This is a genomic window from Arthrobacter sp. AOP36-F1-5 (assembly GCF_058137995.1).
In genome coordinates this window covers 366,964-380,214 of record NZ_CM176892.1, presented here as the reverse complement: position 1 = coordinate 380,214, position 13,251 = coordinate 366,964, and the positions used below count along the sequence as shown (strand labels likewise).

At 65.1% G+C, this 13,251-nt stretch carries 9 protein-coding genes; 7 read left to right on the top strand and 2 right to left on the bottom strand.

The annotated features are described in order from the left end of the window. Positions 1-8 precede the first annotated feature (8 nt). Complete coding sequence (locus AC3ZI9_RS01830; RefSeq protein ID WP_489923758.1) at positions 9-1,031, top strand: LLM class flavin-dependent oxidoreductase; 1,023 nt, start codon at positions 9-11, stop codon at positions 1,029-1,031. A 49-nt stretch (positions 1,032-1,080) separates the two neighbouring features. Here AC3ZI9_RS01830 and AC3ZI9_RS01825 read toward each other — a convergent pair whose 3' ends face one another. Both AC3ZI9_RS01825 and AC3ZI9_RS01820 read right to left on the bottom strand, forming a co-directional pair. After that, a complete protein-coding gene (locus AC3ZI9_RS01825) occupies positions 1,081-2,640 on the bottom strand; it encodes an LTA synthase family protein (protein ID WP_489923757.1) in 1,560 nt (519 codons plus the stop codon). A gap of 203 nt (positions 2,641-2,843) precedes the next feature. Then, on the bottom strand, positions 2,844-3,071 hold the full coding sequence (locus tag AC3ZI9_RS01820) for a hypothetical protein (RefSeq protein WP_489923756.1): 228 nt from the start codon (positions 3,069-3,071) through the stop codon (positions 2,844-2,846). Between the two features lie 166 nt (positions 3,072-3,237). Between AC3ZI9_RS01820 and AC3ZI9_RS01815 the strand changes: the two genes are divergently transcribed. The 6 genes from AC3ZI9_RS01815 (at position 3,238) to AC3ZI9_RS01790 (ending at position 13,024) form a co-directional block, all read left to right on the top strand. Further along, positions 3,238-5,133, top strand: coding sequence for an FAD-binding monooxygenase (locus AC3ZI9_RS01815; RefSeq protein WP_489923755.1), 1,896 nt, complete (start codon positions 3,238-3,240; stop codon positions 5,131-5,133). A gap of 145 nt (positions 5,134-5,278) precedes the next feature. Beyond that, complete coding sequence (locus AC3ZI9_RS01810; RefSeq protein ID WP_444554085.1) at positions 5,279-6,208, top strand: hypothetical protein; 930 nt, start codon at positions 5,279-5,281, stop codon at positions 6,206-6,208. Between the two features lie 94 nt (positions 6,209-6,302). Further along, complete coding sequence (locus AC3ZI9_RS01805; protein ID WP_443383160.1) at positions 6,303-7,745, top strand: DUF3375 domain-containing protein; 1,443 nt, start codon at positions 6,303-6,305, stop codon at positions 7,743-7,745. After that, positions 7,742-8,386 carry a DUF4194 domain-containing protein gene (locus AC3ZI9_RS01800; RefSeq protein WP_444554086.1) on the top strand — a complete coding sequence of 215 codons (645 nt, stop codon included), beginning with the start codon at positions 7,742-7,744 and terminating at the stop codon, positions 8,384-8,386. The genes AC3ZI9_RS01805 and AC3ZI9_RS01800 overlap by 4 nt, the downstream gene beginning before the upstream one ends. Next, positions 8,383-11,775, top strand: coding sequence for an ATP-binding protein (locus AC3ZI9_RS01795; protein WP_489923754.1), 3,393 nt, complete (start codon positions 8,383-8,385; stop codon positions 11,773-11,775). The genes AC3ZI9_RS01800 and AC3ZI9_RS01795 overlap by 4 nt, the downstream gene beginning before the upstream one ends. After that, positions 11,765-13,024 (top strand): Wadjet anti-phage system protein JetD domain-containing protein, encoded by a 1,260-nt coding sequence (locus AC3ZI9_RS01790; protein ID WP_443383152.1) that lies wholly within the window; start codon positions 11,765-11,767, stop codon positions 13,022-13,024. The genes AC3ZI9_RS01795 and AC3ZI9_RS01790 overlap by 11 nt, the downstream gene beginning before the upstream one ends. Positions 13,025-13,251 lie beyond the last annotated feature (227 nt).

Genomic DNA, 13,251 nt, shown 5'->3' with positions numbered 1-13,251 from the left:
ATACCACCGTGAAGAACATTGGATTCCTGTCCTTCGGTCATTGGACCGACCACCCCCAGTCCGCCACCCGCAACGCCTCCGATGCTCTCCTGCAGGGCATCGACCTCGCGGTCGCGGCGGAGGAGCTCGGTGCCGACGGCGCCTACTTCCGCGTCCACCACTTTGCCCAGCAATACGCTTCCCCGTTCCCGCTGCTCGCCGCCATCGGGGCGAAAACCAGCCGGATCGAGATCGGGACCGGGGTGATCGACATGAGGTATGAGAACCCCCTCTACATGGCAGAGGATGCCGGAGCGGCCGATCTGATCTCCCAGGGACGACTGCAACTGGGTATCAGCCGGGGCTCCCCCGAGCAGGTCATCGACGGGTGGAGGCACTTCGGCTTCTCACCGCTGGAGAACGAAACGAACGCCGAGATGGGCCGCCGCCATACCGAGCGCCTGCTCGAGGTACTCACCGGTGAGGGTTTCGCGGAGCCCAGCCCGCATCCGATGTTCCCCAATCCTCCCGGGTTGCTCCGGGTGGAACCGCATTCCCCGGGCTTGCGCGAGCGCATCTGGTGGGGGTCGGGTTCGAACGCCACCGCCGTCTGGGCGGGAAAGTTGGGCATGAACCTGCAAAGCTCGACCCTCAAGGACGACGAGTCGGGCAAACCCTTCCACGTCCAGCAGGCCGAGCAGATCGAGCTCTACCGACAGGCGTTCAAGGAGTCGGGGCACCAACGGGAGCCCCGCGTCTCGGTCAGCCGCAGCATCTTCGCGCTGACGGAGGAGCGAGATTGGCAGTACTTTGGCCACGACCGCCACGGCTCAGACCAGGTCGGCAATATCGATGAGAAAACGCGTGCCATCTTCGGCCGTTCCTACGCCGGCTCCCCCGAGGAACTCATCGAGAAGCTGGCGCAGGACGAGGCGGTGACCGCCGCGGACACCTTGCTCCTGACGGTCCCGAACCAGTTGGGCGTCGATGACAACGCGCACGTCATCGAGTCTATTTTGAAGCATGTCGCCCCACAGTTGGGCTGGCGCTAAGACGGAGCAGCCCCCGGGTCCGGCCAGTGGCCGGCCCCGGGTCCGCGTCTTACTCCTTCGGGATATCCGCTCCGGCCCAAGCCTTAGCGAAGAACCGTGCCGAACGCGAGCGCAACAGGTCGATATACGCATCGGGGTCCATGGCCTGCGCCGAGTCCTCCGGGATAGCGCTGGTGAAGGCCGAGACACCCAGTCCGGCTTCGTGCTTCTTCACCTTCAGGCCGGCGGCCTCCAGCAGCGTGGGGTACATATTCAGCTGGTCCACGCGGGGGCGCATCTCACTCTTCTTGTCCTCGCCCGGAATCCAGAACCGGTTGAAGATGGTGCGGTTGGGGTGGTCGTCGAGTTCCTCGTGGAAGGCATCTCCACCGCCCATGTGCTTGAGGTGGTCGCCCATGATCACCACGGCGGTGTCATCGAGGTACCCCTTGTCCTCCATGTAGTCCACGAATCCTGCCACTTGGGTCATGGAGCAGAAGAACATCGAGGTGACTTCGCTTTCCGTGTCCTGATCGCAGTAGTCGTAGATATGAGCCGGCTCGTGGGTGTCGAGAGTCAGCATGGAGAGGTTGAACGGCTGGCCGGACTTCTTCGACTCGGCATGGAGTTCGTCGATCTCGTCCTCGGCGTGGCTCATGAGGCTCTTGTCGCTCAGGCCCCAGTCGCTGCGGAAGTGGCTGGCCGGTTCACCGGCGGCCCGCCAGTCGGTCAGGCCCTTGACGTCGGAGTAGCCGTGGCCTTCCAGGAAGGTGTCCTTGGCGGAGAACTTGCCGTTGGCGCCACCGAGGAAGACGTTCTTATATCCGTGGTCGTCCAGGATGTCACCCAGGCAGGTGATTCCCCCCAGATAGGACTCCACGTCGCTGCCGAGCTTGTTGAGGGCACCGCTGCCGACCGCGGAGTCCATGCCCTTCAGCGGGATGCCGCACTGCGTCGAGGTGATGCCGGACATGGTCCAGCCTCCGCCCTCGTACTGCTGGAAGTCCTCCACGCTCTGCCAGCCATCCTTGGCCTGGGTGACGTCCTGAAGGGGCTCGAAGGCATTCTTCTCGAAGAGCTGGTCGTCGGCCAGGGTGGCTTCCCCGGATTCGAGGTAGATCACCACCAGGTTGCGCTGGTCCTTATCACTGGTGATGGTCGGTTCGACGTAGTAGTCGTCGATGTCGTACTGGGAGTTGCCGGACTTGATGTAGTCGGCCATGCCGACGGTGGTGGAGAAGGCAGTGGTTCCGCCCACGACCAATCCGGCCACCGTGACGGTGGAGACGGTCCGGACGATCCACGGCGAGCGCTGCTGACGCGGCTCGGAGGGGTTGCGGAAGCGTTTGCGCAACCGGGTGAAGTGCCAGAAGGCGATCCCGACCGTGATGAGCAGGGGCAGGACAACGACCAACAGGATGCCGATCCACACCAGGGATCCGCCGCCTCCGTCGGTCTCCACGGAAACGAGGTTCAGCAGCATCTGCCCCACGGAGATCTTCCCGAAGAACACCCGAATGCCGATGGCGGCGAAGAGCAATGAGAGTCCGGCGAAGATCAGGGCATAGATCAGGATCCGTCCGGCGACCACACCGGCCCGGCGGGTCACGTGAACAATCGGAGAAGACATAGCTGCACACCTCGCATTCCAGATGCCCGCGCGTTGGCCGATCACCCTAGACATCCAACCCATTTTCGGGCAAAAAGTAGCCTAGTGATGCTAGGCCATCCGTTCAAGGATACTTCACCTGCCGTCCACCCGTCATTTACCACACCGTGGACGGCGGTGCGCGGCGCCCGTGAAAACCCTCCCGAGGATCGGACGAGTCGCCCTCAGCCCCGCAATTTTCGCGCCACGGCCACCCGATCGAGGATAAACCCGATGACGGTGATCACCGCACCGATGAGGGCAAACGAGATCGCGAACAACACGCCGATCCCGGCCCCGATATTGGCGCCGCCCTCTGAGGGCCCGGAGACCGCAACCGCACTGTAGATCAGAACCGTCAAAGCCACACCCACGGCCAGGACGATGAGTGCGGCCTTCGTTACGCTGCTCATGCGCGAAGCATGACACAACCTCTCGGCGAAGAATAGTGGAACAACGCTTGTTAGCCACGTCATACTCCCCGTATAGTGTCCAGCAGATTGCGTGTTCAACTATCGAATATGAAGTTCAAATATAGAACACGTCCAGACGATCAGCACAACGAAGTGAGGACATCCCGTGCAGTTCCACCACCACGGCTACGTTTCCGGCGACCCGCGTATCGAGGCCGCCGCAGGCGTTGGCGTCGACCGCCCCGAGGAGCTGCCCGAGCAGGTCGATGTGCTCATCGTCGGCTCCGGCCCCGCCGGCATGCTTGCCGCAGCCCAGTTGGCCGAATTCCCGAACATCAACACCCGGATCATCGAACGCCGCGGAGGCCGCCTGGAGATCGGGCAGGCGGATGGCATCCAGGCCCGCAGCGTCGAAACCTTCCAGGCCTTCGGATTCGCCGACCGGATCACCTCCGAGGCCTACCAGATCACCGAGATGGCCTTCTGGCGCCCGGACACCGAGAACCCCACCCACATCAGCCGTGGCGGCCGCGCCGTGGACGACGCCACCGGCGTCAGCGAGTTCCCGCACCTGATCGTCAACCAGGCCCGGGTGCTGGACTACTTCGCCGACGTCGCCGCCCACTCCCCCTCCCGGCTGACCCCCGACTTCGGCTGGGAGTTCGAGGGCCTCGAAGTCACCGGCGAAGGCGATCACCCGGTGAAGGTCTCGCTGGTGCGCAGCGCCGGCGAGGACGAAGGGACGAAGAAGACGGTCCACGCCAAATACGTCATCGGCTGCGACGGCGCCCGCTCCAAGGTCCGCTCGGCCATCGGCTGCACCATGGCCGGGGACAAGGCCAACCACGCCTGGGGCGTCATGGACGTGCTGGCCAAGACCGACTTCCCCGACATCCGCACCAAATGCGCCATCCAGTCGCACGACGGCGGATCGATCCTGCTGATCCCGCGCGAGGGCGGGCACCTCTTCCGCATGTACGTCGACCTGGGCGTGGTCCCCGAGGACGACCACGGCAAGGTCCGCACCACCTCCATCGAGGAGGTCATCTCCCGCGCGAACGACATCCTGCACCCCTACACGGTCGACGTCCGCCACGTCGCCTGGAACAGTGTGTACGAGGTCGGCCACCGGCTGACCGACCGGTTCGACGACGTGGCTCCCGACCGGATCGGGATCGATGCCCCGCGCGTGTTCATCACCGGTGACGCCTGCCATACCCACTCGGCCAAGGCCGGTCAGGGCATGAACGTCTCGATGCAGGACGGTTTCAACATCGCCTGGAAGCTCGCCCACGTGCTCGAGGGCCGCAGCCCCGAATCGCTGCTGTCCACCTACTCGGCCGAACGCCAGGTCGTGGCCAAGAACCTCATCGACTTCGATAAGGAATGGTCCACCATGATGGCCAAGAAGCCCGAGGAGTTCGACACCCCCTCGGAGCTCGAGGACTTCTACGTCGCCACCGCCGAGTTCCCGGCCGGCTTCATGACCGAATACGCCCCCTCGGTGGTCACCGGCGAGACCACGCACCAGGAGCTGGCCACCGGCTACCCCGTGGGCAAGCGGTTCAAGTCGGCCATGGCCTCACGGGTCTGCGACACCAACCCGCTCCACCTGGGCCACCAGGCCACCGCCGACGGCCGCTGGCGGATCTACGTCTTCGCCGATGAAGCCACCGCCGGCGCCGACTCCCCCACCACGGAACTGGCCGAATGGCTGACCGTCGCCCCCGGCTCCCCGCTGGCCGCCACCCCCGAGGGGATGGACCTCGACGCTTGGTTCGACGTGCGGGTCATCTACCAGCAGCGCCACGAGGACATCGACATCAACGCCGTCCCCAAGGTCTTCAAGCCCGAGGTCGGGCCGTTCAAGCTCGACTACCTGGAGAAGGTCTTCGGCGTCGTGCCCGGCGAGGATATCTTCGACGAACGGGGTATCTCCCGGAAGGGCGCCATCGTCGTCGTCCGCCCGGACCAGTACGTGTCCCACGTGCTGCCGCTGACCGCCACGGACGAGCTCGCCGCGTTCTTCGCCCCCCTGCTGGCGGTCGAGGCCATGAAGTAGACACAGCCCACCACTGCAGCAGAACACCGCACGACGCCGGAGCCTTGGGTTCCGGCGTGGTGTCGCGTTCGGAAGACCCTGCGACCCAAAGTGTCGGGCGTGCCCACTACCTTCGAAAAGGACCGGCAACCAAGGGGGGAATCTCATGCTCGGTCTCGATACGGCGCATTGGCAGGACATCGTCGGACAACTGCTCGACCGCACGCGCACCCGGGCGGTGATCTGGTCCCCCATCTCCGCGGACGACGACGAGGCAGAGTGGACATGGGGCTTCAGTTGCCGTTTCACAGCCGGCCGGACACGCTTCTCCCTGCGCAATAATGCTGCCGAGTCCGCCTTCGAGTCGTGCGTGCGCCGGCTGGAGCCGGGCGGGCATGAATTCTCCAATACGCTGCGCGTCAACGCCGAGGGTGCCAAGGGGAGGACCCCGCTCAAGGAGCTGCACGAGGCGGTGGCGGATGAGGTTGCCTTCGCGCGACGTCTCAGTGCCGTGGAAAACGCGTCCATCACCTTCCGGCAGCTGGTGGATGCCATCCAGGGAATCGAGCCCGGCGAGGTCTACCTTTCGGTCCGGGAGTTCGAGGATCTTGACTACCACGGGCATTTCGACTTCGACTCCGAGCAATGGCATGCCGTGGTCGATGCCCTCTACGACCGAACCCTCGACGGCAGCCTCGTCTGGGACCCGGTGGGAACGCCGCAACGCCTCACGGGCCAATACGTCGCCCTCCTGCCCGCCGAAATCTCGATCGGCCTCATCATCGACGAGGCCAATGAGTACGACGAACGTGGGCCTGACGGGCGGTTCTACCAGCTGCGCCTGCTGGACACCTCGCTCGCCGATGAGATCGAGGAGCTGGGAGACCTCAAGAAGAACGATGCCATTCATGCCTGCGAGGACGCCGATATGAAGGACGAACAGCTGGCCCATTGCACCGCAACGCTCGATGCCCTGCACGACCTGTTGTGCCACGACCTGGTCATTCAGGAGAACGCCTTCCGGGCCATCGCCTTGGAGGAGACGTTCCGCAGTCTCATGGCCTCGATCGAAGCCGGTTCGGACCAAGCGTCCTGAACCGTCCCGCACGGGGTATACGGGCCCCGCCAACGGCTCCGGCCCGTACCATGGACCCTAGCCACCAAGAACAGTACCGGCCGGCAAGGAAAAGATGGATTTCTACGCAATCAGCTCCCTGCGTGACCACCACGCCGGGTGGTCCCTGCTGCGCGCCCAGAACGCACCGCTGGCTCTGTCCTTCTTCATGCAGGCATTCACCGGACCGAACCAGCGCAATATCGGTCGCCAGCAACTCATCGACCTGCTCGAGGACCTCCTGTTCGTGCTGCGCGAGGCGGCGGAGGAGGACGCCTTCCCCAAGCCAGCCGCCGAATACCTCGACGATTGGGCTGCCCCAGAACGGTCCTGGCTCCGCAAGTACTACGTCCCCGACCAGGACGAACCCCGCTATGACCTGACCGCCGCAGCCGAGGATGTGATCCGCTGGGTGGAGGGCCTGCGCGGCCGGGATTTCGTGGCCACTCAGTCACGGCTGACCAGCATCTTCGCGGTCCTGCAGCAACTGGTCCAGGAATCGGAAACCGACCCGGAGGTCCGCCTGGACGAATTGCAACGCCAGCGCGACGGGATCGACGCGCAGATGCAGCGCATCCGCGACGGGCATCTGCGCGTCATGAGCGCCCCAGAGGCTCGAGACCACTTCCAGCAGCTGACCACACTCGCCCAGGACCTGCTCTCGGACTTCCGCGAGGTCGAGCAGAACTTCCGCGCCCTGGACCGGGCGGTCCGGGAACAGATCACCACCTGGGAGGGTAGCCAGGGCGATCTGCTGGCCAGCATCTTCGCCAACCAGCAGGACATCAGCAGTTCCCTCCAGGGTCGAACCTTCCAGGGGTTCTGGGACTATCTGATGTCCCCGCAACGGCGTAGCGAACTGCAGGACCTGCTGCACCGGGCCACCCGCATCGAAGCGCTGGCGCAGGAACCGAATCTGCAGGCTCTGGCCCACCTCCACCAGGACTGGCTTCCAGCAGTCGAGCAGACGCAGAACACCGTCCGCCAACTGTCCCAGCAGATGCGTCGGCTACTCGATGACAAGGTGTTCCTGGAGAATAAGCGCGTCATGCAACTGATCCGCGGCGTCGAATCCGGTGCCCTGGCCACCCGGGACCGGCCTCCGTCGGGTCCGTTCGTGGACATCGCCGCACCCGCCGTCCACGTGGCGCTGCCCTTCGAACGCCCCCTCTACGAATCTAGTCGCAAGGTGCTGGTGGACGACGACGTGGTCACCGCCGACGACACCGATCTCGACGCCGAAGCCCTCTTCACTCAGTTCCACGTCGATCCGGGGCGGCTCAACGCGAATATCGACGCCGTGCTGGCCGGACTCCCGCAGGCAACGCTGGCCGAGGTCACCGGCGCCTATCCACTGACACAGGGATTGGCCGAGATCGTGGCGTACTACCAGTTGGCCACCGACTCTCCCTGGGCCTCCATTGACGCGCAATCCACCCAAAAGCTCTCCTGGACGTTGCCCGATGGCAGCATCCGCGAGGCGGACATCGACCAGATCATCTTCGTGAGGCCGACATGAGCACCGAAACAACCGAAACGGGCACCGGAGCGGCCAGGACGCCGGAGGAACTACCCGGCGTCGTCACCCGGCTGTTCAAGGGGGTGCTCTATGCCGAGGTGGACCCGAAGAACTGGCAGTCCCTCCTGGGTCTGGAATCCCAGGTCCGCGACTACGTGGCCGTGCTCGGACTGGATCTGATCCTGGACGAGCCGGAAGGGTATGCGTTCCTGCGCTCACGAGATGATCCGGAGAACCAGCTCCCGCGGCTGATCCCCCGCCGCCAGCTGACCTTCAACGTCAGCCTGCTACTGGCGCTGCTGCGCGGACGCATGCTCGAGTTCGACACCAACAGCAGCGAACTGCGGCTGATCATGACCGAACAGGACCTCGCGGACATGGTCTCGGTGTTCCTGCCCCCATCCAGCAACGAAGCCCGCGTCCTGGACCGTCTCGGCGCAGACATCAAGAAGGTGGTCGATCTCGGATTCCTGCGCAAACTGCGTGGCCAGCCGGGCACCTACGAGGTGATGCGCATACTCAAGGCCTTCGTCGACGCCCAATGGCTGGAGGAGTTCGATGCGCGACTGGCCGACTACCGTTCCTCCCTGGCACGGGACGGCTCCGCGGCCACGCCCTCGACCACGGAGGGGGGCGCATGAGCACCGACCTGCAGGACAGTCTCTTCAGCCTGGATGAGGAACCCGACGAGGGCGACACGGCACCGGGTTTCCGGCTACGCCGTCTGGAACTGCTCAATTGGGGCACCTTCCACGAAGGGGTCCGGACCTTTCGACTCGACGGCTCCAACAGCCTGCTCACCGGCGACATCGGCTCCGGGAAGTCCACGGTGGTCGATGCCATCACCACCCTGCTGCTGCCAGCGCACCGGATCGACTACAACAAGGCCGCCGGAGCGCAGAAAAAGGAACGCACCCTGATGTCCTACGTCCGGGGCTTCCACAAGAGCGCGCGTGGTGCCGGTGGGGAACATTCCCGGCCGGTGGCGCTGCGCCGGCCCGGGACCTTGTCGGTGGTGCTCGGCGTCTTCCACAACGACCAGCTCGACAAGACGGTCACGTTGGCCATCACCCTGTGGGCCACCCAGGAGGCCGGCCAGCCCAATCGTTTCTACTCACTCGCCGAGACCGGTCAGTCCATCGCCGAGGATTTCTCCCACTTCGGGCAGGATCCGGCGAAACTGAAGAAGAAGCTGCGCGCGGCCGGTACGGTCGTCCACGATACCTTCGACCCGTATTGCAGCGCCTTCAAACGCCAGTTCGGAATCGGCGGCAACCAGGCCATGGACCTGTTCCACCGCACCGTATCCATGAAGCAGGTCGAGAACATCACCTCCTTCGTGCGGAACAATATGCTCGAGGACGACGATGCCGGCACCCGGGTGGCCAACCTCATCCACCACTTCGACAACCTGAAGAAGGCGCACGAAGCAGTGTTGCGCGCCAAAGACCAGATCACCCTGCTGACGCCGATCCGCGACGGCGCCGCCCAGCATGCCCGGCTGAACCACGAGGACGAACAATCCCGGGCCCAGCGCGACGCGCTGCATCCATGGTTCACCGACCGGCAGCTGGCTTTAGGTCGTGAGCACCACGCGGAGCTGGAGGCCACCGGAACCCGACTGCACGAAGACGCCCGGACGCTGGGCGTGGACATCACGCGTCGGCGCCACGAACTCTCCACCGTTCGCGAGGACATCCGCACCAACGGAGGAGGCCGGCTGGCAGCCATCGATGCCGAGGTGTCGACCCTGGAGGAGGAACGGGGACGCCAACGCGCCCGATTCGATTCCTACGCGGACGCCGCCACCGCGCTGGGGCTGCAGGTTCCTCAGGACCGCGTGCTCTTCGACCGCAACCGCTCCCGTTTGGAAGAGGTGGAGGCCGGGCTCCAGTCCCGCTCCGAGGAACTGCAGGAGCGACGAACCACCGCGCGGATCGAACGCGCGGAGCTCGACCAGCGGCTGGCCGATCTCGGGGCGGAACTTACTAGTCTGGGGTCCCGACCCAACCTGTTGCCGCGACCACAGCTCGAACTGCGCAGCCGCCTCTGCGAGGGAACGGGCGTCCCTGAATCCGCGCTCCCCTATGCCGGGGAACTGCTGCAGGTCCGTGACGGCGAAGGCTCTTGGGAGGGGGCTGCGGAACGCACCCTGCACGGTTTCGCCCTGTCGATGCTGGTGCCCGCCGCCCACTATGCGGCAGTGAGCGCCTGGGTCGACGGGAACAACCTGCGCGGCCGGCTGGTCTACCGCCGGATTGCCGACACCCGGCAGGCCAAGGCCGCGGAACCGGGAACCCTGGCCGCGAAGATCGCTGTGAAACAAGGAACCCCGTTCCGGGATTTCCTGCTCGACGAGCTGGCCAGCCGGTTCGACTACTACTGTTGTGACAGCCTCGAGGAATTCCGCCGCTACCCCCGGGCCCTGACGATGAACGGCCAGCTCAAGGGTGGGCGCGGGCGGCATGAGAAGGACGATCGCCGGGACATCACCGACCGCCGCAACTTCGTGCTCGGGTGGGACAACCAGGCCAAGATCGCCCGCTTCCTGGCCGAGCGGGAGGACCTGCAGAGCCGACTGGCGGCCACCCAGCGGGAACTGGCTGCGGTGGACGAACCGTTGGGCACCCTGGCCCGGCAGCATCAGCAGCTGGGAACCGTCCGGTCGATCGCCGACTTCACCGAAATCGGCTGGCAACTCACCGTTCGCCGGGTGGAGGGGTTGCGCCGGGAACGGGCGGGTCTCGAGGCGAGCAACGACGTGTTGGCCCAGTTGACCGCCCGCGAGAGCGAACTCGCGGACGAGGTGACGCGGTTGGAGGGGAAGGACCGCAAGCTCAGTGAGCGCCTCGGCGCCAACGAGCACGCCACGAGGTCGATCGCCGAGACGATCGCCGACTGCCAAGAAACCCTCGCCGAGACCCCGCTGACCGACGATGAGAGGGTGCTCGCCGCTGTCAGGCAACTGACCACCCAGGCCCTGGACGGTAAGGAGCTGACCTATAAGAACACCAGTAGCGTCGAGAGCACGGTCAGGAACCGCCTCACCGACGCCATCGACGCCCTGTTCAAGCGGCTGACCCGCGCGTCGGAGAACACCGTGCGGCAGATGTCCGACTTCCGCAACAGATACCCGAACGAAACCACGGAAATGGACGCCACCCTGGAGGCAGCCGATGACTACACCCGGCTGCTGGACGAGCTGGTGGACAACGGTCTGCCCCGTTTCGAAGCGCACTTCAAGGAGTCGCTGAACCAGAACACCATCCACGAGGTCGTTGCGTTCAACGCCTTTCTGGACAGCCGCGTTCAGGACATCCGCAGTCGTATCCGGGAAATCAACCGTTCCCTGGCGGGCATCGAGTACAATCCCGGCCGACATATCCAGTTGGAACCGCAGAGCAGCACCGACCTGGAGGTGCGCCAGTTCGGACTCGATCTGCGGGCATGCTCGGAGGGCAGCCTCGGCGACACCGATCAGTATTCCGAGCAGAAATATCTGCAGGTCGAGCGTCTCATCGAGCGGTTCCGCGGCCGCGAGGGCTACACGGCACTGGACGAGCGGTGGACCACAAAGGTCACGGATGTGCGGAACTGGTTCACCTTCTCCGCCTCGGAAAAATGGACCGAAACCGGCGAGGAGTACGAGCACTTCACCGATTCCGGCGGCAAATCCGGCGGACAGAAGGAGAAACTGGCTTACACCATCCTTGCCGCGGCGCTGGCGTTCCAGTTCGGCCTCGGTGCGGGATCGCCGACCGGGCGCGGCGGTGCCGGTCGCAGCTTCCGTTTCGTGGTCATCGACGAGGCCTTCGGCCGCGGCTCCGACGAGTCCGCCCGCTACGGGCTGGAACTCTTCCAACGGATGAAGCTGCAGTTGCTCATCGTCACGCCGCTGCAGAAGATCCATGTCATCGAACCCTTCGTATCCCACGTCGGATTCGTGGCCAATCCCCACGGCGATGACTCACAACTACGCAATATGACCATCCAGGAATATCGAGACGAACGTGAACGACGTGCCCTCTGAGTCTCCCGCCAATCGCTGGACGGGCGTGGCGGAACTGCGGGCGCTTTCCCGGACCACCTGGAATCGTGGCTCCTTGCTCCGCGAGCTGATCGATCCGACGCAGACCTATCCCCGCCGTCGTCCGCTGAAGAAACCCACGGCCGCCCAGCTACGCACCGATTTCGGGGCGGCGAAGGCGTGGGCCGGGGAACTATTCGCAGCCTCCGGGGACTTCACGATGGAAACCGTGGACCTCGGGCGCACCACGATCGGCAGCAACGCGGTACCGTCCGCCGTGGTGTTCGCCTCGGCCCGCGAGGAAATCGCCTTCGTCGGGAAAGGCCGGGAGGCGCAGCGCTTTGTTTCACTGACCGAGCGGCTCGTGGGCGTGGAGCCGCTGTTGAAGACCTGGGCGCTCAAACGACCGCTGGAACTGCTCGATTGCGGGCAACGGGCCATCACCGCGGCACGGGTGGCCCTTTGGCTGCAGGAGAACCCCAGTCCGGGCATCTACCTCCGGCAATTGAGCCTGCCCGGCGTGGACACCAAGTTCGTGGAGGGCCATCGGCGCATCATCGAGGCGATGGCAACGATCCTGGCGACCGGGGCTGCAGCCAGCGGTGAGGCTCCTGCCGCCGACGCATCCCGGGAGACCGACTCCCCCGCTGCTGCGGAGCCTGCGTCCTTGCTGGTCACGCCCAGCTCCCCCGCCGCGCGCTTCGCCCAACGACACGGATTCCTGCATCCGCCCGAACGCGTACGGTTCCGCATGCTGGATCCTGCCATCCCGGTCCTGGGCGGCGCGCGGGACCTGACCATCACGGCGGAGGCCTTCGCGAGTCTCGAGCTGCCAGTGGAACGCGTGGTGGTGACGGAGAACCTCGTGAACTTCCTGGCGCTGCCGGAGCGCCCGCGCACTCTGGCACTTTTCGGAGGCGGCTACGGATTCTCCATGCTGCGCGATGCCCGCTGGCTCCACGGATGCCAGGTGCACTATTGGGGTGACCTGGATACGCACGGTTTCGTGATCCTGGACCAGTTGCGTTCGTTGCATCCCGGGGTGGCCAGCGTCCTCATGGACGAGGCAACGTTGCTGGGCCACCGTGAGATCTGGGGTATCGAGCCGACCCCGTCGCGCGCCACGCTGACCCGGCTAACGGATCCCGAAGCTTCCGTTTACCAGGCGTTGCGCGACGATGAACACGGCCCTGCCGTCCGCCTGGAACAGGAGCTGATCCGATGGCAGTGGGTGCTTGACCGCTTACCCTGACCCGGTGTCGTCGACGGCGTCGTGCTGCTCTTGTGCCCGGCAAAGTCATGGACCACCCCGGTCACCGCGCGTAGCGTGGGTGGCAGGCCACCCGTGGCAGCCCGACCACCGTGGGCGGCCGTGGCCCGAGGAGAGACGGCCGCATGGCGAATAAACCAGCACGATCGCTTCTCCTCCCACTCTCCATCCTCGCGATACTTCTCGCCTGCGGATTCACCGTGGTCGAC